This is a genomic window from Thermoanaerobaculia bacterium (genome assembly GCA_035260525.1).
Classification (GTDB): domain Bacteria; phylum Acidobacteriota; class Thermoanaerobaculia; order UBA5066; family DATFVB01; genus DATFVB01.
This window is the reverse complement of the sequence record DATFVB010000153.1, coordinates 1-19,855: the sequence shown is the minus strand read 5'-3', so window position 1 is coordinate 19,855 and position 19,855 is coordinate 1. Positions and strand designations below refer to the sequence as shown.

14 protein-coding genes are annotated in these 19,855 nt (G+C 69.3%); 5 read left to right on the top strand and 9 right to left on the bottom strand.

The window, feature by feature from the left end; translation table 11 throughout:
• Positions 1-1,640: oligopeptide transporter, OPT family (locus VKH46_07270; GenBank protein ID HKB70629.1), on the bottom strand; the 1,640-nt coding region annotated here is incomplete at its 3' end.
• Positions 1,641-1,779: 139 nt separating this feature from the next.
• A complete protein-coding gene (locus tag VKH46_07265) occupies positions 1,780-3,015 on the bottom strand; it encodes a sodium:proton antiporter (GenBank protein ID HKB70628.1) in 1,236 nt (411 codons plus the stop codon).
• 118 nt (positions 3,016-3,133) lie between these two features.
• On the opposite strand from VKH46_07265, the gene VKH46_07260 reads away from it, so the two are divergent.
• Entirely contained in the window at positions 3,134-4,246 is a 1,113-nt protein-coding gene (locus VKH46_07260) for a TIGR03118 family protein (protein HKB70627.1), read from the top strand.
• Between the two features lie 108 nt (positions 4,247-4,354).
• On the opposite strand, the gene VKH46_07255 is transcribed toward VKH46_07260, so the two are convergent.
• Positions 4,355-6,409: an ATP-dependent helicase gene (locus tag VKH46_07255; GenBank protein HKB70626.1), complete on the bottom strand. Its 2,055-nt coding sequence runs from the start codon at positions 6,407-6,409 to the stop codon at positions 4,355-4,357.
• A 7-nt stretch (positions 6,410-6,416) separates the two neighbouring features.
• Positions 6,417-6,719 carry a metalloregulator ArsR/SmtB family transcription factor gene (locus VKH46_07250; GenBank protein HKB70625.1) on the bottom strand — a complete coding sequence of 101 codons (303 nt, stop codon included), beginning with the start codon at positions 6,717-6,719 and terminating at the stop codon, positions 6,417-6,419.
• Between the two features lie 87 nt (positions 6,720-6,806).
• On the opposite strand from VKH46_07250, the gene VKH46_07245 reads away from it, so the two are divergent.
• A complete protein-coding gene (locus VKH46_07245; protein ID HKB70624.1) occupies positions 6,807-8,207 on the top strand; it encodes a DHA2 family efflux MFS transporter permease subunit in 1,401 nt (466 codons plus the stop codon).
• A gap of 39 nt (positions 8,208-8,246) precedes the next feature.
• On the top strand, positions 8,247-9,494 hold the full coding sequence (ispG, locus tag VKH46_07240) for a flavodoxin-dependent (E)-4-hydroxy-3-methylbut-2-enyl-diphosphate synthase (GenBank protein ID HKB70623.1): 1,248 nt from the start codon (positions 8,247-8,249) through the stop codon (positions 9,492-9,494).
• A 46-nt stretch (positions 9,495-9,540) separates the two neighbouring features.
• Here ispG and VKH46_07235 read toward each other — a convergent pair whose 3' ends face one another.
• Positions 9,541-12,240 carry a protein kinase gene (locus tag VKH46_07235; GenBank protein ID HKB70622.1) on the bottom strand — a complete coding sequence of 900 codons (2,700 nt, stop codon included), beginning with the start codon at positions 12,238-12,240 and terminating at the stop codon, positions 9,541-9,543.
• A 164-nt stretch (positions 12,241-12,404) separates the two neighbouring features.
• A complete protein-coding gene (locus VKH46_07230) occupies positions 12,405-13,997 on the bottom strand; it encodes a hypothetical protein (protein ID HKB70621.1) in 1,593 nt (530 codons plus the stop codon).
• 88 nt (positions 13,998-14,085) lie between these two features.
• On the opposite strand from VKH46_07230, the gene VKH46_07225 reads away from it, so the two are divergent.
• Complete coding sequence (locus VKH46_07225) at positions 14,086-15,351, top strand: multiheme c-type cytochrome (GenBank protein ID HKB70620.1); 1,266 nt, start codon at positions 14,086-14,088, stop codon at positions 15,349-15,351.
• Positions 15,326-16,147, top strand: a complete 822-nt coding sequence (locus tag VKH46_07220) for a hypothetical protein (protein ID HKB70619.1) — start codon at positions 15,326-15,328, stop codon at positions 16,145-16,147. Before VKH46_07225 ends, VKH46_07220 begins: the two co-directional genes overlap by 26 nt.
• Positions 16,148-16,226: 79 nt before the next feature.
• Here VKH46_07220 and VKH46_07215 read toward each other — a convergent pair whose 3' ends face one another.
• The 3 genes from VKH46_07215 to VKH46_07205 all read right to left on the bottom strand — a co-directional run.
• On the bottom strand, positions 16,227-18,605 hold the full coding sequence (locus tag VKH46_07215; protein ID HKB70618.1) for a protein kinase: 2,379 nt from the start codon (positions 18,603-18,605) through the stop codon (positions 16,227-16,229).
• Between the two features lie 62 nt (positions 18,606-18,667).
• On the bottom strand, positions 18,668-19,624 hold the full coding sequence (egtD, locus tag VKH46_07210; protein ID HKB70617.1) for an L-histidine N(alpha)-methyltransferase: 957 nt from the start codon (positions 19,622-19,624) through the stop codon (positions 18,668-18,670).
• 42 nt (positions 19,625-19,666) lie between these two features.
• On the bottom strand, positions 19,667-19,855 hold a 189-nt coding region (locus VKH46_07205; GenBank protein ID HKB70616.1), incomplete at its 5' end, for an SUMF1/EgtB/PvdO family nonheme iron enzyme.

Sequence of the window (19,855 nt, the reverse complement as noted above, 5' to 3'; positions counted from 1 at the left end):
ACTCCGAGCATCTCCAGCACGACCGCGACCACCGCCCCGCTCCCGAAGAGGATGTAGGCGATCGGCTGCCGGCTCATGAATCCCTCGACGAGCTCCTTCATGATCGCGGCCTGCGGAGAGGCGAGGACGACGCGCGAATCGCCGGGAACGGCTTCCCCGAACTGGAAGGTCCGCGCCAGCAGCACGATCGTCAGGCCGACGGCGATCGACGACGCGATCACCCCGTAGAACTTGACCCGCTCCTGGGCGGCCGGGGTCGAGCCGAGCCAGTAGCCCGTCTTCAGGTCCGTGATCGCCTGTCCGGATATCGAGAGGGCGGTGCAGACCATGCCGGCGATGGCCATGACGAAGAACATTCCGGTCGTTCCGGACAGGCCGAACCGCAGGAGGACGATCGACGAGATGATGATCGTGAGCATCGTCATCCCCGACACCGGATTTCGCGCCGTCGTGGCGATCGCGTTCGCCGCGACCGACGTGAAGAAGAACGAGAAGAGCAGCGTGAGCAGCAGGCCGACCGCGACGACCGCGAGCGAAGCTTCCAGGCTGCGGAAGAAGACGGCGGCGCCGACCGCGGAAAGCACGACGCCGAGGAGGATGACGCCCATGGAGAGGTCCCGGTCGGTGCGCTCCGTTCCCTGCTTCTCGCCGTGCCGGAACGCGTGAGCCGCGATCGAGAACGACCCCGCGACGATCCGGAGCGACTTGAGGATCCCGAAAATTCCCGCCGTGGCGATCGCGCCGACCCCGACGAATCGGACGTAGCTTCCGAAGATCTGCTGGGCGGTCATCCCGGAAATGGGAACGGCGCCCGGGTAGACCACGGACGGCAGGTTGCGGCCGATCATCCAGATCAGGGGCACGAGCACGAAGTTGGAGAGCACGCCTCCGGCGCACAGCACCATCGAAGACCGGAGGCCCATGACGTAGCCGAGTCCGAGAATGAACGCGATCGCGTCGAATCGGAAGACGGCGCGAGTCCGCCGGGCCACCGCGTCCACGATCGGGATGAAGCGCAGGTCGAACGTCTCGCGCCAGACCTGGAACGTCGTGACGAAGAAGTCGTAGACCGCCGCGATCCCGGTCGCCTCCAGCAGGAGCCTCGCCTGCGATCCCCCCTTCTCCCCCGTGATCAGGACCTCGGTGATCGCGGTCGCCTCCGGATAGGGGAACATCCCGTGCATCTCGCGCACGAAGTAGCGGCGAAGCGGGATCAGGAAGAGAACTCCGAGGCATCCGCCCGCGAGGCAGATGAAGATCGTCTGCACGGGCCGCGGGTCGAGCTTCAGGATGTAGAGCGCCGGAAGCGTGAAGATGGCGCCGGCGACGACGCCACCGGCCACTCCCCCGATCCCGGTGATGATCACGTTCTCGAGGACGCTCGAGCGCCTTCGATACATCCGAGCGAGGCCGATCGCGAGGATCGAGATCGGAATCGCGGCCTCCATCACCTGCCCCACCTTGAGCCCGGAATACGCCGAGGCGACGGTGAAGAGAACGCAGAGGAAGAGCCCCCAGGCGACGGAACGCCCGGTCGCTTCGGGTTCCGCGCGATCGGCGGCGACCACCGGACGGTATTCTTCTGCCGCCGCCAGAGGCCGATAGGCATTCTCCGGCAGCGATTTCGTGTCGGCGCTCATGAAAAACGCGGGCAGTCTAGCAGGTTGCTGAAGAAGGGGGCCGTGGCGGGGTCGCGATCTCCGCGGGCTCGAATGTGAGACGCCGCGCCTCGGGCCTGTCCGGCCGCATCGTCCCGGCGCGGCAACGACCCGCAGCGCATCAGAGGAAAACGAACGTCACGACGGCGAAGAGCGGCAGGAGGATCGCGCCCGCGATCGCCGTGTAGCGGAGGAAGCCGGGCATCTTCACGCCTCGAGAGACGGCGATGGACCGGACGAGGAGGTTCGGGCCGTTGCCGATGTACGTGAGGGCGCCGAAGAAAACCGCTCCGAGCGAGATCGCGCGCAGGATTTCCTCGCGGACGCCGGCCACGATCGCCGCGCCGGCGGCCGTCGGAAGCTTCCGCGCGGATTCGAGCGCGGAAAGATAAGTGGGGGCGTTGTCGAGGACGGCCGAAAACCCGCCCGTCGCCCAGAAATACGCGCGCGCCGACGCGAAGGGCGCGGAATGGCGGCCGAGGAGCTCGAGCGCCGGCGCGATCGTCCCGAAGATCGCCAAGAAGATCACGGCGATCTCCTCGACCGGCTCGAAGGTGAAGCGATTCCGTTCCCGGACCTCCCGGGGCGTCGCCCACCATGAAAGAGCGGCGCAGGCGGCGAGCGCGGCCGGCCGCGCGGCCCCGCGCAGGAGCACCGCCGAAGCGAGCGCGGCAACGAGGATCGGCGCGTTGACGAGGCCTTGGACCCGGATTCTTCCGAGCGTTCGCGTCTCGTCCTCGCCGACGAATCCCTCTCTCCGGAAGAGCCGCAGGTCCCAGAAGAAGAAGACGAGGAGCAGCGCCGAGGCGAGAAACAGCCACTCGCGCCAGAGGGAGAGCGTCCAGAAGAACGGCACGCCGGAGAGGTACCCGAGATAGAGCGGGGGATCGCCGATCGGCAGGAGCGCGCCGCCGATGTTTCCCGCGAGCACGATCAGGAAGACGACGCCGTGCGCGACCGCGATCCGGCGCCGGTTCGCGTGGAGATAGGGCCGGATCATCAGCGTCGCCGCGCCCGGAGTTCCCAGAAACGAGGCGAGCACGGTCCCGATTCCCAGGAGGGCCGTATTGACGATCGGCGTTCCCTCCAGCCGGCCGGCGAGCGCGATCCCGCCGGAGATCACGAAGAGCGAACCGAGCAGGGCCACGAGGTCGACGTACTCTCCGGCCGCGTGCGCGAGCGGCCGCCACGCGCCGCGCGCTCCCGACATCGCGACGGAAGGCAGGACGAGAACGAGGGCCCAGGCGAGGCGGAACGCGCGTTTCTCCCAGAGATGGCTCGCGACGGAGGGCAGGAGGGCGAGCGACACCAGCGCGAGGCCGAAAGGCGCGAGATCGATCGCGGAAGGCGGCCGCATGCGCGAAGCCTATTGCTTTTCTTGATTAAAGCGCCTTCAGAAATCCCGTCCGGGGCATTTCCATTGCACGCGCGAGCGGCTCGGAACGCCCGCGGAACGCGGGCAGAAGGGAGAAGCGATGAAATCGAACTTCGGAGGAGGAGCGCACGCCGCGCGCGCGGCGGTCATGGCGGCGGCGTTCGCCCTGGCGGCGGCGACCGCGTCGGCGCAGCGATACATTCAGCACAACCTGGTCTCCGACCAGCCGGGGGTGGCGGCCTTCACCGACCCGAACCTCGTCAACGCGTGGGGCATCGCGTCGAGTACCTCCGGGCCGATCTGGGTCGCCAACAACGGCACGGGAACGTCGACGATCTACGACGGCAACGGGACCGCCCTCCCGCTCGTCGTCGCGATTCCCGCGGGCACGGCCAACACGGAAGGCGCGGATCCGACCGGCGTCGTCTTCAACGGCACGGGACAATTCATGGTCACGGAGAACTCCGTCAGCGGCTCGGCGGTGTTCATCTTCGCCGGAGAAGACGGGACGATCTCGGGGTGGAACCCCAACGTCGACGCCACGAACGCCGTCCTTCCCGCCTCCGCGGACCTCTCCGCGACGGGTGCCGTCTACAAGGGCATCGCCCTGGGCGCGGTCGGGTCGGACAATTTCCTCTACGCAACCGACTTTCACGACGGTTTCGTCCAGGTGTTCGATTCGACGTTCACGCCGACGACGACGTTCACGGATCCGGCCCTGGTGGCGCTCGGGTTCGCCCCCTTCGGAATCGCCAACATCGGCGGCAACCTCCTGGTCTCGTTCGCCAAACAGGACGCGGATGCGCACGACGACGTGGCGGGACCGGGAAACGGCTACATCGACGAATTCGACACGAGCGGGACCCTGATCCGGCAGTTCGCGGCCCAGGGCACGCTCGATTCTCCCTGGGGCATGACGCTCGCGCCGGGGAACTTCGGCGCGTTCTCGAACGCCCTCCTCGTCGGAAACTTCGGCGACGGGAGAGTGAACGCCTTCGATCCGGCGACCGGCGAGTTCCTCGGACAGATGCTCCGCGCGAGCGGGCAGGCGCTCACGATCGACGGACTGTGGGGGCTCCATTTCGGCAACGGAGGACAGGGCGGCAGGGCGAACCTGCTCTTCTTCACGGCGGGCCCCGACGGCGAGAGCCACGGGCTCTTCGGATCGATCCGCTCGCTGCCCTCCGTCGCGAAACTCCAGCCCCGGCGCTGACGCCGGCAGCCCGCCGCGGACGGCATGCGGAGCCCGTCCGCGGCGGATTCCTGGCGCGAGGCCGTACTCGCGGCCGCGCCTTCTTTCGACTTCGACTCGCGACTCTCCCTAATTCACGTCTTCCGGAACCTCCTGGCTCTCGTCCTCCGGCGCGAATTCCCGCGCCTCCGCCCGGTCCTCGGGCTCGAGCTCGACGATCCACTTCTCGTAGACGGCGCCGGGCAGCTCCGAGACGAACTGTGACGCTTCGAGGATCACGTCGGTCTGGTAGCGGTCGCGGGCGAGCATGGGATAGGTGAGGAGCAGCTCGTCCTTCGCGCGCGTGCATGCGACATAGAAGAGGCGCCGCTCCTCCTCGAGCCCCTCGTTCGTCGCCGCGGCGCGGTAATTCGGGAACCGTCCCTCCGAGAGCCCGATCACCGCGACGCGGCGCCACTCCAGTCCCTTGGCCTGGTGGATCGAGGAGAGGACGACGCGCTCGTCTTCCGGGAGCCCGGCGACCGTGTCCTCTCCCGAAAGCTCGTTGTAGAGCGAGACCTCGTCGAGGAATTCGGGGAGGCTCGCGTATCCGGCCGCGAACTGCGCGAACTGCTCGAGGTCGTCCAGGCGCGCGTCGCCGTTGGCGAACTTCGCGCGCGCGAAGTCGCGGTAGACCGAGTCGACGATCTCCCGGATCGCGTCGGCCGGGGCGTTCCTCATCGACGGCGAGTCGAGCCGGTCGAGGAGCTTTCGAAAGGGAGCGAGCGCCGATTCCGCGCCGCGCCCGAGCCCCGAGAAGTCGCCGCGCCGGAACGTCTCGAGGGCGTCGCGCGACTCCCCGATCGCGTCCCAGATCTGGGCCGCCGTGCGCTCGCCGATGCGCGGGAAGATCTTCAGGGCCCGCTTCCACGAGATCTCGTCCTTCGGGTTGACGAGGATCCGCAGGAACGCCAGCACGTCCTTGACGTGGCGCTGCTCGAAGAACCGGATCCCCGAGCGGATCTCGTACGGGATCGATCGGCGGGTGAGCTCCATCTGGAGCTCCATCGCCTGGTAATGCGACCGGTAGAGGACCGCGCAGTCGGAGAGCTTCTCCCCTTCGTCGCGCCACTCGAGGATCCGCTGCGCGACGAACCGCGCCTGGTCGAACGCATCGGGAAGCGGGACGACTCCGGGCAGCGCGCCGGGCGGACGGACGGCGGTCAGCTCCTTGCGGAACTGCCGCTCGTTCTTCTCGATCGACGCGTTGGCGAGCGCGAGGATCTCCGGCGCCGAGCGGTAGTTCGTCGTGAGCCGGAAGACCTGCGCCGCCGGATACCGCTCGGGAAAGCCGATGATGTTCTCGAACGACGCGCCGCGGAAGGCGTAGATCGACTGCGCGTCGTCCCCCACGACCGTGACGTTTCCGTGGCCCCGCGCCATTCCGTCGACGACCCCCCCCTGGAGCCGGTTCGTGTCCTGGTACTCGTCGACGAGCACGTGCGTGAAGCGCCGCGAGAGCTGCCCGTCCTTCTCGGTCTCGAGCAGCGTCTTCCAGTGGAGCAGGAGGTCGTCGTAGTCGCAGGCGCGGGCGGCTTTCTTGCGCTCGAGGTAGCGCCCGAACACGCGCACGATCTCACCATGCAGCGAGAGGAAATGCGGCGCGCGCTCGGCCAGGACGTCGGAGAGCTTCTTTTCGGTGTTGATCGTGAAGGAGTAGAGGTCGAGCAGCACGTCCCCCTTCGGGAAGCGGCGGTCGAGCGTCTTGATCTGGAGGTCCGACGTCGCGGCCTCGAGGAGCTCGCGCGCGTCCTCCGGGTCGAGGATCGTGAAGTGCGGCGAAAGCCCGATACGCTCGCCGTACTGCCGGAGCAGCCGGTTGCCGACCGAGTGGAACGTCCCTCCCGCCATCTTCCGGGTGTCGATCGTGAGGAGGGCCTCGACCCGGCGCATCATCTCGCGCGCGGCCTTGTTCGTGAACGTGAGGAGCAGGATCTTCGAGGGGTCGACACCCGACTCGATCAGTCGCGAGACGCGGTAGACGAGCGTGCGGGTCTTCCCCGAGCCGGCGCCGGCGATCACGAGGACCGGGCCGTTGCCGGCGAAGACGACGTCCTTCTGCTCGGCGTTCAACTCCCCGTCGTAATCGACCCGCCAGGTCTTCGGGGCCGCCGGGGTCCTGAGAACGTATTTCCGCTCCGCCACCGTCCGATTATGGCAGCTTCGGATGGCCGGAGCGGGCGCCTCCGCTCCAGAAATCGCGGTAGAGCGACACCCACTCCTCCACCGCCTTCAACGGCGCCGCATTCAACGTGTACAGGCACCGGCGTCCCTGCCGGCGCCGGCGGACGAGACCGGCCTCCGCGAGCACCCGGAGATGCTTCGAGATCGCGGGACGGCTCACCGGAAACATCCGCGCGATGCGGCCGGTCTCGAGCGGCGCCGCCCGGAGACGCGCGAGGATCTTCCGCCGGGTCGGGTCGGCGACGGCGCGAAAGACATAATTAGTAACCATACGGTTACCCTATACACATCCAGGCGCAGCGTCAATCCGGCGGCCCCGGTCCCGGATGTCGTAGGATGCCGGCATGGGACGCATCGCGTGAGCGACCGGGCCCGGGGACGCTGGACGCTCGCCGCGGCGATCCTGGGCTCGGCCATGGCGATACTCGACGGAACGGTCGTCACGGTGGCCCTTCCCGTCATCCAGCAGCGCCTCTCGACGTCGCTCGCCGGCGCGCAGTGGGTGGTCGAATCGTATCTGCTGTTCCTCTCCGGGCTCCTCCTCGTCGGCGGAGCGCTCGGCGACCGCTTCGGGCGCAAGCGCGTCTTCGCCGCGGGCGCCGGGCTCTTCGGCCTGGCGTCCGGCGTCTGCGGAGGGGCCCCCTCGATCGCGGTCCTCGTCGCGGCGCGGGCGGTACAGGGCGTCGGGGCCGCGCTCCTGGTTCCCGGCAGCCTCGCCCTCATCACCGCGGTCTTCCCCGCAAGCGAGCGCGGCCGCGCGATCGGGACGTGGTCGGGAGCGAGCGCCCTCGCCGCCGCGCTCGGCCCGGTCGCCGGCGGGTTCCTCGTCGACCGTTTCTCCTGGCGCGCCGTCTTCTTTCTCAACCTGCCGATCGCGGCGACGGTCATCGCGATCGCGGTCCTCCGGATGCCGGAAGACCACCCGCGAAAAGCCTCATCCCTCGACGCCCCCGGCGCGGTTGCCGCGATCTTCGCCCTCGGGGGCCTCGTCTTCGCGCTGATCGAGGCGTCCCGCGCGGCGCCCGGCTCCGCCCGCGTCGTCGTGCCGGCCGCCATCGCCGCCGCGGCGGGCGTCGCTTTCGGATTCGTCGAGGCGCGGAGCGCGCACCCGATGCTCCCGCTCGGCCTCTTCCGGTCGCGCGCCTTCGCCGCCGTCAACGTCGTGACGCTCTTCCTCTACGCGGCGCTCAACGCGGCCGTTTTCTTTCTTCCGTTCAACCTGATCCAGTCGCACGGATATTCTCCGACGGAAGCGGGCGCGGCGATCCTTCCGGTCGTCCTTCTCGTCGCGCTGCTTTCGCGGTGGGCGGGACGGCTGGGGGAGCGAATCGGCCCGAAGATCCCGCTGATGGCGGGCCCTGCGCTCGCCGGCGCGGGATTCGCGATCTATCCGCGGACCGGAGGTCCTCCCTCCGCGTACTTCCGGACCTGCCTTCCGCCGATCGCCCTGCTGGGGCTCGGGATGGCGATCGCGGTCGCGCCCTTGACGACCGCGGTGATGAGCCTCGAGCCCGAGCGGCTGGCGGGCGTCGTCTCGGGAATCAACAACTCGATCTCCCGGATCGGGGGAATGCTCGCGATCGCGGCCTTCGGGATCGTCGTCGCGGCGGGCTCGGGCGGCGCGCCCGGCCGGCCGCCGGCCGCCTCCGACGCCGGTCTTCGCGCGATCGCCGTGGGCTCCGCGGGGCTCGCCTTCGCGGCGGCCGCCGTGGCCGGATTCCTCATGCCGGGCGGCAGGAACCTGGGCCGCCGCGGCTGACGGGGCCGGAACGCGGCGCGCTTTTGGTAAAGTCGTCGGATGGTCGCGACGCGACGGCCCACCGTTTCCGTGAAGGTCGGGAACGTCCTCGTGGGCGGGGGCGCGCCCGTCGTCGTCCAGTCGATGACGAACACCGACACGGCGGACGCGGCGGGCACCGCGAAGCAGTGCATCGAGCTCGCCCAGGCGGGCTCCGAGATGGTCCGGGTGACCGTGAACGTCCCCGAGGCCGCCGCCGCGGTTCCCGAGATCAAGCGGCGGATGCTCGACGCCGGATGCGAGGCGCCGCTGATCGGCGATTTCCACTACAACGGCCACGTGCTCCTGACGAAGTTCCCGGCGATGGCGAAGGCGCTCGACAAGTACCGGATCAACCCGGGGAACGTCGGCAAGGGGGATCGGCGCGACGAGCAGTTCGCGGCGATCTGCCGAGTCGCCGTCGAGAACGGCAAGCCGGTCCGCATCGGCGTCAACGGCGGTTCGCTCAACCAGGAGCTCGTCATGGAGAAGATGCAGGAGAACACCGACCGCGATCTCGGGAAGAGCTCCGAGGAGATCATCAACGAGTGCATGGTGCTCTCCGCGCTCCAGTCGACGGAGCTCGCGCAGGCGTCCGGCCTCGGCGCCGACCGGATCATCATCTCCTGCAAGGTCTCGCGCCCCCTCGACCTGATCGCCGTCTACCGCGAGCTCTCGCGCCGGACCGGGCAGCCGCTCCACCTCGGGCTGACCGAGGCCGGCATGGGGACGAAGGGGCTCGTGTGGTCCGCCTCCGCGATGGGAGTGCTGCTGGCCGAGGGGATCGGCGACACGATCCGCGTCTCGCTCACGCCCCGGCCCGGCGGGGACCGGCGCGAAGAGGTCTACGCCGCCTGCGAGCTGCTGCAGGCGCTCGGGATCCGATCGTTTTCCCCGTCCGTGACGGCCTGCCCCGGCTGCGGGCGGACGACTTCGACGACCTTCCAGGAGCTCGCCGAGCGCATCCAGGATTACATCCGCGTCCGGATGCCGGAGTGGAAGCGGGAGTTCGACGGGGTCGAGACGATGACGCTCGCGGTGATGGGCTGCATCGTCAACGGTCCCGGCGAGTCGAAGGCGGCGTCGATCGGGATCTCGCTCCCGGGCACCGGCGAGGAGCCCCACTGCCCGGTCTACATCGACGGCAAGCACTTCACGACGCTGAAGGGCAACTACGACGAGCTCTCGGAGGGCTTTCGCCGCCTCGTCGAGGAATACGTCGAGACGAAGTACCCGCGAAAGACCGCGCCCGCCCCGGCCGCGCGCTGAAACGCCGGCGCGGTCGACCGCCGCTGGCGCGAGCCGCGGCCGGACGTCAGCGCGGGAGCCCGCCGGTCCCGCTGACGACGACGTCGATCGGCTCCGTCGCGTACGAAACGACGGGAACGGACGCGAGGAACCGGCCGTCCGGCGCCACGTCGAACGCCCGCCATCCCTTCGCGGGAAGCGAAAAGAGCTTCACCGGATTCCCGACCTCGAGCGACGGCGAGGTGCGAACGGATGCGGACATGAGGCTTCCGTTCGGCGTCGTGTAGAAGATCTCCTTTCCGTCGCGGCTCCACCGCAGGAGCATCGCCGTCCCCGGGGAGATCCGGATCCTCCCCGCGGGCGCGTCGACCGGCTGGACGTAAGCGGCGTCCCCCGCGCCCGACTCGTTCGAGAGGAACGCGACGAAGCGGCCGTCCGGCGAGAGACGGCCGACCTCCTGCTGGTACTTCGAAACGACGACCGGGGACGGTTTTGCTCCCGGCTCGAGCGCGAGCCTCCAGATCCCGAAGCCGCCCTTCGCATCGCTCTGGGAAAAAAGGAGGCGCCGCCCGTCGGGCCAGACGTCCTGCGCCTCCTGGAACGTTCCGGGAGGGAGCAACGGCTCCTCCGCGCCTCCCCCGAGGTCGCGGCGGACGATCTGGGGAAGGTAGTCGTGGACGACCGAATAGACCAGATGGGTCTGGTCGGGGAGCCAGACCGGGTCGAACTCCGTGTTCGGGTCCGACGTCAGGCGTGTCTCGACCCCGCGCTCGAGATCGATCATCCACAGGTCGAACGTCCCGAGATCGAGCCGGGTGCGGTCGAACGCTGCCCTTCGGCCGTCAGGCGAGATCGAGAGAGTGATCGTCTCCCCCGCGTCCGCTGTTCCGATCTCGCCGAGGTTCCGTCCGGAACGGTCGAACCACGTGAGCCGCGTGATGTTCCCCTTCGGCAGGTACGCGAAGCTCCCGTTCCGGGAAACCGAGAAGCCGGCCCACTTGCTCGTGAAGAAGGAGTAAACCGACGGCGCAAGCGGGAGAGGAGGTCCCGTGAACCGCGCCCTCCCGGCGTCGAAGCTCCGGGCGATCAGCGCTCCGTCGGCCGCGAAGACGAGGTCCCCGGGCGCGGTCCATTCAACGCGGGACGACATCGGCGCGACCGCGCGGGGCGGTTTCCCGTCGAGGGAGCCGACCATCAGGGTCCCGGCGCCGTCGCGATGCACCGCGAGGTAGAGGAACGTGCGGCCGTCGGGGAGGAAATGAGGCCACTGCATGCGCGTCTCGCCCCGGGCCGGATCGGGGCGCACGAACGGCGCCGGCGTTCCCCCGTCGGCCGGGACCCGGTAGATCACTCCTTCGAACGTCGAGGCGAACAGCATCGTTCCCGCTCCCCAGGTGCCGGTGATCAGCTTCCCGGAGGGGAAGGCGCAGACCGGGACGGGAGACCCGCTGCCGAGGTTTTCGCGCTTCAGCTGGCCGCCGGCGAAGAAGCCGAGAGAACCGCCGTCCGGCGACCAGAAGATCGACGTCGCGCCCTCCGTCCCGGGCACGGGCTTCGAGTCGAGGTCGGAAAGCGGCCGGACATAGATCCGGGTCGAGAGCCCGGTGGCCGGCGCCACTTCGCGCGCCGCCGCCGTGCGATCCCCGATGAACGCCAGCCGCGAGCCGTCCGGCGAGATCGCGAGCGAGATCGCGTCGAGCCGCGAGTAGAACAGCGACGATGAGGGCGGAAGAATCGAGAAACGGATCACCGGCGCCGCTGCCGGACCGCGTCGCCGCGCGACGAGGAACCCGGCCGCCACGACCGCCGCGGCGAGAAGGGCGATCACCGCCGGCGTCCCGAATCGCCGAACGCGCGACCCGGCGGCGGCGGGGATCGGCGCGACGGGGATCGGCGCGCCCGTGAGATCCGACAGATGGTCGCGAACCGTCGCGAGCTCGCCCGCGAGGTCGCGCGTCGACGCATAACGGCCCGTCGCCTCCTTGGCCAGACACCGTTCGAGGATCCACGCGAGCGGCATCGGCACGGCGGGATTCAACGTCCGCAGCGGCTCCGGCTCGTCGCGCATCACCGCCGAAAGGGTCTCCGCCGCCGAGGCGCGGCGGAAGCAGGGCCGGCCCGCGAGCATCTCCCACAGGATCGCGCCGAGAGCGAACTGGTCGGAGCGGAAGTCGACCTTCCGCCCGGCCGCCTGCTCCGGGGACATGTACGCCACCGTTCCCATCACGAGGCCGGCCGAGGTGCTCAGGCCGTCGGAGGTCGGCAGGCTCGAGCCCGACCCGTCTTCCGGCTCCGCCAGCTTCGCGAGGCCGAAGTCGGCGATCTTCGCCTCCCCCGTCCGCGCGATGAGGACGTTCTCGGGCTTCAAGTCCCGGTGGACGATACCGCTTTCGTGGGCCGCGGCGAGGCCGGACGCGATCTGCGCGGCGAGATCGATCGCGCGGCGGAGCGGCACGGGACCGCGGTCGATCACCTCGCGGAGGTTCCCTCCCTCGACGATCTCCGTGACGAGATACAGGCTGTCGCCCGTCCGGCCGACGTCGAACACGGCGACGGTGTGGGCGTGGGACAACGCGGACGCCGAGCGCGCTTCACGCTCGAACCGGGCGATCCGTTCGGGGTCCCGGGCGAGCGCCTCCGGCAGGACCTTGATCGCGACCTCCCGGCCGAGCCGCGTGTCGCGGGCCCGGTACACCTCTCCCATGCCTCCCGCCCCCAGCGGGGCCAGCACCTCATAGGGACCGAGCCTCGTACCGGGCGTCAACATGACTTTTCCGCCGAAGTCGCGCCGTGGCTCCAGAGGAGCGAAGGCGGACCAGTCGCGCCGTAGCTCCAGAGGAGCGAAGGCGGATCGTACGGACCGAGCCGGGTTCCCGCGGCGAGGCTCATCGGGGTGAAGCCGATGATACCGGAGGGTGCGGGCTCCGGACCCTACCGCCGCCCGCTGGTCCGGTCCATGAACGCGGCGACGTCCGCCTTCATCGCCTTCAGCGCCCCCTCGTTGACGTACATCATGTGCCCCGCGGGGTAGTACTTCATCTCGACGTGCGAGCGCAGGTCCTTCGCGAGGAGCATGTGCGACATCATCGACTCCGTCGCGAGGAACGGCGTCGCGAGGTCGAAGTACCCGTTCAGCACGAGCACGCGCAGGTTCGGGTTGACCGTCAGCGCGTGCGCCAGGTCGAGCCCCGTGTTCGTGAAGGGGGACGGGAACCTCCCGCCGGGCGCCTTGTGCTTGAAGTCCCAGTGCGGGAAGAGCCCGTAATTCGTGATGATGTAGGTCTTCCCCTTCCCGAAGTTCAGCTCGCGATGGTAGTAGTCGAGGAAGGCGGCCGTGTAAGCGGCCGAGATCGCGGCGCTCTGGGGATCGTACTCGGCGTCACGGCCGATCGGATCGAGCGTCGGTCCGAGGAACCGGGCGTCGAGGCGTCCGACCGTCTCGCCGCGCTCGCGGAGGAGCTCCTGCGTGAAGGCGGCTTCGTCGATCCGCAGATTCGACCGCTTCACGTACTCCTCCGAGAGCCCGGTGTACTCGTGGATCTTCCGGGCGACGGCGTCGACCTCCGCGTCGGAGATCGCGTCGCCCTTCATCAGCGCCGCGGCGTACGGACCCATCGCCCAGGCGCGGACCTCGTCGAGGAACGGATCGAGCTTCTCCGGCCGGTCCGGCAGCGCCTTGTGGTACCAGGCCACCGCCGCGTAAGTCGGGAGGAAGAGCGGGTAGGGACGGTCGTTTCCGGGCGCGTTGAAGATCGCCTCGAGGTCGAGCGCGACCGAGACGAGGATCACGCCGTTGAACGCCATCCCCTCGCGCCCCTGCAGGCGGTCGACGATGCCGGCCGAGCGCGTCGTGCCGTAGCTCTCGCCGAGCAGGTATTTCGGCGAGTTCCAACGCCCGTTCTCGGTAACCCACTGCTTGATGAAGTTCGAGACCGACTCGATGTCGGGGTCCGTCCCCCAGAAATCCTTGTCCTTGGTCTTTCCCGCCGCGCGCGAGAACCCGGTCCCGACCGGATCGATCATCACGAGGTCGGTGCGGTCGATGATGCTTTCCGCGTTGTCGACGACGCGGTAGGGAGGGGGCGGCGTGAACCCGGCGTCGGTGACGACGATGCGGCGCGGCCCGAGCGCACCCATGTGCAGCCAGACGGAGGAAGAGCCGGGGCCGCCGTTGTAGGCGAACGTGATCGGCCGCGCGGACGGATCGCCGCCGCGCTTGACGTACGCCGTGAAGCCGATGTTGGCGACCGGCTCTTCTTCCTCGTTCTTCACGACGAAGGTGCCGGCGGTCGCGGTGTAGTTGACGGTCGCGCCGCCGATCACGATCGCGTGCTGCGTGACCGACTGCTCCGCCTTCGGAGGCTCGGTGGGCGTCCGATTCGGCGTCTCCTCCCGAGGCGTTTCGCTCCGGCCCGGCTCGCTCCGAGCCGGTTCGCGTTTCGGCGATTCCGAGGGCTTCTCCTGCGCGCTCGCGCCGAATCCCAGGAAGACCGCCACCAGACATGCCGCCGCCGCTCGTTTCACTCGCAACCTCCTTCGAATGATTCGATCGCATCTTATCGCGGCGTGACGGCGCTGCGTAGAATGGCCGCGCTCCCGAAAGGAGAAGACGATGGGATTCCGCAACGTCTTCATCGCGGTGTTCCTCGGAACGGCGATCCTCGTCGCCGCCTTCATGGTCAACCGGGCGCGCCCCGCCCGCGAGACCGCCCAGCCGAGCGCCGCGCTCGTGCGCGCCTCGGGCAAATGCGCCGAATGCCACGCGCGGGAGACGCCCGCGATCGTCCGCGAGTACGAGATGAGCCGGCACGCGGCCCGGAAGGTCAACTGCCTCGAGTGCCACCAGGCGATCGCGGGACAGGAGAAATACGATCACCGCGGCTTCGTGCTCGCGCGCCACGTGACGGCGGCCAACTGCAAGCAGTGCCACGCGACCGAATACGACCAGTTCCTGCGGAGCCGGCACGCGGCGCCCGCGTGGGCGGCCGTCACCGGGCCGAAGGAGTTCACCCCCGAGCAGATCGCGTTTTCCGAGCAGTTCCATCCGGGCGGGGTCAAACGGCCGCCCAACGCGCTCCCGCCGCTCGAGGGTCCGCAGGCGCTCGCCAGCGGATGCCAGAAATGCCACGCCGTCGGACGCCCGAACGCGGACGGGTCGATCGGCGCGTGCACGTCGTGCCATGCGCGCCACGCGGCGTCGGTCGAGCTCGCGCGTCTCCCGGAGACGTGCGGCCAGTGCCACCTCGGCCCCGACCACTCGCAGATCGAGATCTACCACGAGTCCAAGCACGGCGTGCTCTTCAACGCCCAGCGCGCGCGGATGAATCTCTCGGCCGACCCGAAGCGCCTCACGACCGCCGACATGCCGGTGCCGACCTGCGCGACATGCCATCTCTCCGGGCTCGAGGGGCTGAAGACGACGCACGACACGAGCGAGAGGCTCTCGTACTATCTCTTCGCCGAGATCACCGACAAGCGGCCGAACTTCACCGCCGCGCAGGTCGCGATGAAGGAGACGTGCCGCAAGTGCCATCCGGCGGCGAGCATCGACCGTTTCTACCAGGAGGCGGAGACGGTGGTCGCGGCGACCAACGCGACCGTGCGCGAGGCGAAGGGGATCATGGACCGCCTCGCGTCCGAGGGTCTCCTCACGAAGGTCCCCTTCGACGACCCGATCAAGTACCTCTACTTCAACATGTGGCACTACGACGGGCGCACCGCCAAGCACGGCGCCTTCATGGGCGGCGCGGACTTCGTCCAGTGGCACGGCGCCTACGAGCTGACGTCGAAGCTGACCGAGATCAAGGCCCGGGCGGCGGAGATCGAGGCGCGCGGCGGAAAGGTCCCCGCCCGTGCGGGTACCGGCGCGCTACCGTAGCGCGGCGGCCGCGGTCGAGCTCTTCGCCGCGGCCAACTTCGCGTTTCTCGCCCTCGACATCTTCCTCGCGCACTCGGTCAACGAGTTCGCCCGATGGGAGGAATGGATCCCGTTCGGGTTCTCGATCGCCGCGGCGCCGCTCCTCCTCGCCTCGTTCCTCGCCGGCGGCTTCCGCCCGCGGGGCGCGCGGGCCGCGCGGGCGCTCGGGCTCGCGGTCGGCGCGGCCGCGGTCGCCGTCGGCGTTTCGGGCCTGCTGCTCCATCTCGACAGCGCCTTCTTCGAGCGGCAGACGCTCGCGAACCTCGTCTACACCGCGCCGTTCGCGGCTCCGCTCGCGTTCACCGGGCTCGGGCTCCTCGTCCTGCTCGACCGCCTCGTCGAAGCCGCGGAGCCCGAGTGGGCGCGCTGGGTGCTCCTGCTCGCGCTCGGCGGCTTCGTCGGAAACCTCGGCCTCTCGCTCGCCGACCACGCGCAGAACGGGTTCTTCCGGAAGACGGAGTGGATCGCGGTCGCCGGCGCCGCCTTCGCGGTCGGCTTCCTCGCGACCGCCCTCTTCGCGCGCTCCGACCGGCGATTCCTGCGCGCCTGCCTCGGCGTCATGGCGCTCGAGGCCGCCGTCGGCGTCGCCGGGTTCCTGCTGCACCTTCGAGGGAACCTGGAGGGCCCCGGCCGAACCCTCTGGGACCGATTTCTCTACGGTGCGCCGATCTTCGCGCCGCTCCTCTTCGCGAACCTCGCGATCCTCGCGTCGATCGGGCTCCGGGGACTCATCGCAGCCCCCGCGCCGGAATCGTAGGCGGCGATCGTTCCCATCGCGATTCCATCGGAGGTCTTCAAGTCGTCGGAGGGCCCCAGCCGGGTTCCCGCGGCGAGACTCACAGCGTCTTCCCCGCCGCCGGCAGCCCGACGCGGGCGACGACCTTCGCGAAGCGCGGATCGGCGCGGATGGGGTCGAACATCGGCTCCACGTTCAGGAAGATGAGCCAGGCGTTGCGCTCCTCGACCGCCCGATCGAGGACCCGGAAGGCCGCGTCGGCGTCGCCGAGACCGATCTCGACCATCGCGAGGTCGAGCGGCGCGACGTAGCGGGTCCGCGAGAGCGAATCCAGGCGCCGGACGATTTCCCTCGCTTCCGCGGGGCGGCCGGCCCGGCCCAACGCCCACCCGAGGATCGCGAGCTGGGACGGCGCTTCTCCCGAAAGTTTCACCGCGGACTCGAGCGACGCGATCCCGGCTTCGGATTTTCCCTCCAGGACGAGAGACAGGCCGAGCGTCACCTTCGCAAAGACGGAATCGGGCTGCAGCTCCAGGGCGCGGCGCGCTTCCCGGAGGGCGTCGTCGTAGCGCCTCGCGTAGTAATAGATCTGGGCCACGTCGGACGCCAGAAGGGGCGAAAGAGGGTCGGTCTTCCGCGCCTTCATTTCCGAGGACACGGCCTCGTCGAGACGTCCCAGTGCCGCCAGATTCATCGCGTACAGATCGTTCGGGTCCGCCGACGCGATGGTGACCGGCCCCAATGCCATCGCCCGCTTGAATTCTTTCTCCGCCGCCGCCCAATCCCAATCGCGGTTCAACAGGATCGCGGCCAGGGCCACATGGCCCTCCGGCAGAGAGTCGTCCAGGGCGACCGCCCGCTCCGCGTGCTCGCGGGCCTTCGGCCAGCTCTCGGCGGGATTCCGGTACTCGGCGGAGGCCTCGATCCCGTAGCATGCCGAAGCGCCGACGTGGGCGAGGGCGAAGTTCGGATCCCGCGATACCGCCTCTTCGAAGGCCGCCCTGGCCTTCTCGAGGTCGTCCGGATTGCTGCGATCCAGGAAATACTTCCCCTTGAGGAAGGATTCGTAGGCCGCGAGGTTGTCCGTCGGCCGCTTTTCGATTTTTCCCTGCTCCTGGCCCGTCAGGTTTCCCCGGAGCGCCGTCGCGATCTCGGAGGCGATCTCGCTCTGCATCGAGAAGATGTCCGCCATCTTCCGGTTGTACTGCTCTCCCCAGAGGTGCCTTCCGTCCTTCGCGTCGACGAGCTCGGCGCCGACGGACAGGGAATCGCCGACCGCGAGCACGTGGCCGGTCAGGAGCGCCCGGACGTTCAATTCCTTCGCGACTTTCTCGGGATCGATCTCCTTCCCCTTGTAATGGAACGCCGAGGTGCGCGAGATCACCCGCAGACCCGAGACCTGCGAGACCTTGTTGATCAGACTCTCCGTGATCCCGTCGCTCAGGAAGTCCGTTTCCGGTTTCCCGCTCGAGTTCGCGAAGGGCAGGATCGCCAGGGAATCGATCCCCGCGGGAGCGGGCGCGCGGCGGCGGAGGAGGAAGAACCCGCCGGCCGCGAGGAGCACCGCAGCCGCCGCGATCGCGCCCGCGACCGCCGGCCGACTCCCGTGCCGCGACGGGGGCGCCACGGAAGGCGCGGAGGCGGGCACGGCCGCATCGCCGGCGGACCGCAGGTCGTGCACGAGGTCCCGCGTCGACCCGTACCTTCCGGCCGGCTCTTTCGCGAGGCATCGCCCGACGATCTGCGCGAGCGGCGGCGGCGTCCCCGGCGCAACGCCGGCGATCGGCGCCGGCTCGTCGCGGAGGATCGCCGAGAGCGTGTCCGCGGGATTCTCGCGCGCGAACGCGCGCCTTCCGGTCAGCATCTCGTAGAGGATCAGGCCGAAAGCGAACTGGTCGGCGCGGAAGTCGACCTTCGCCCCGCGCGCCTGCTCCGGCGACATGTAGGCGATCGTTCCCATGACGATCCCCGTCGCCGTCGCGCTCGCCGCCGCCGTCGCCATCCGCGAGAGATCGGACGACGGCTCCGTCTGCTTCGCCAGCCCGAAGTCGGCGATCTTCGCGGTGCCGGACCGCGTGATCAGGACGTTTTCGGGCTTCATGTCCCGGTGGACGATCCCCCGGTCGTGCGCCGCCGCCAGGCCCTCGGCGATCTGCACGCCGAGATCGACCGCTTTCGCGAGCGGGAGGGGACCGGAGTCGAGGAGGTGGCGGAGATCGACCCCTTCGACGAGCTCGGTCGCGATCCAGGGGATCCCCTCCTGCTCTCCCACGTCGAAGACCGTCACGACGTGCGGGTCGGCGAGCGCCGAGGCCGCCCGGGCCTCCGACTCGAACCGCCGCACCCGCTCGGCGTCCCGCGCGAGAGTTTCGGGGAGGACCTTGACGGCCACCTCCCGTCCCAGCCGCGTGTCCCGGGCCCGGTAGACCTCTCCCATCCCTCCGGCGCCGAGCGGCGAGAGCACCTCATAGGGACCCAATCGCGTTCCGGGCGTCAGCATTTGGTCGGTTCGGTCGGGAGAATCTTAGCCGGTCCGCCCGCTCAGGTCGCGGAAAACAGGGCGAGCGCGAACGCGGCCTCGGAGTCCACCCATTGGCGCCGGCAGGCGAATCCCGCATCCTCGACGAGTCGCCGGAGGACCGCAGCCGTGTATTTGTAGGAGCTCTCCGTCCAGATGTAATCGCCTTCGGCGAATCGCACGCGCGTCCCCGCGGCCGGGATCTCGACCTCCTGATCGCGGAGCGAAACGAGGCGCATCTCGACGCGCGACTCCACCGAATCGAAGACGGCGCGATGAGCGAAGGCCTCGAGGTCGAAGTTTCCGTCGAGCTCCCGGTTGATTCGCAGGAGCAGGTTCTTGTCGAACGCCGCCGTGACCCCCAGCGGGTCGTCGTAGGCGAGGACGAGGTCCTTCTCGGGCTTGACGAGGTCCGCGCCGAGGAGCAGCGCGTCGCCCGGGCGGAGCGTGCCGCGGATCGCGCGGAGGAAATCGCGGGCGGCATCGCGATCGAAGTTTCCCAGATTCGATCCGAGGAAGAGGACGAGCAGGCCGCCGTCGCCGTTTCTCGCGCGGGCGACCCGCCGCAACCCTTCCTCGTACGACGCCCGGTGCCCGACGACCGACACCCCTTCGTACCGCCCGAGGCGGCGCTCCGCCTGGTCGAGGGCGGTCTGGGAAATGTCGATCAAGTGTGTCGCGAGCGCGCTCCGCTCCCGGACGAGCGCCGCGGCGAGCAGGGCGATCTTCTCGCCGTCGCCGGGTCCGAGCTCGGTCAACGTCAGCGGATCGGGGAGCTCCGCGGCGATCTCGTCGGCGTGCCGGGAGAGGAGCCCGAGCTCGGCGCGCGTGATCGTGTACCACGGCAATCGGCAGATCGCCTCGAAGAGGCGGCTCCCGAGCCGGTCGTAGAGATACTTCGACTGGAGCTGCCGCGGCGACAGGGCGAGGTCGCGCGCGACGTCCATCGCGAAAGTCGAGAGCGCCGCCGCGGAGCTCACGCGATAGTCCTCGGCGGCTTCACGCCGCGGTCCTCGGCGGCTTCACGCCGCGGTCCTCGCGCAGCGGAACGTCGCGTAGGGATAGGGATAGTGCGGCTGGAACCAGTTCCGGAACGTACGGCGAAGGAGGTCGCCCGTCGTCGCCGGCGAGCCCCCCTTCATCACGAAATGCGCGCCGTCGAAGAAGTCGGAGGAATAGACCGGATAAAGCGGTCCCGGCTCGAATCCGGG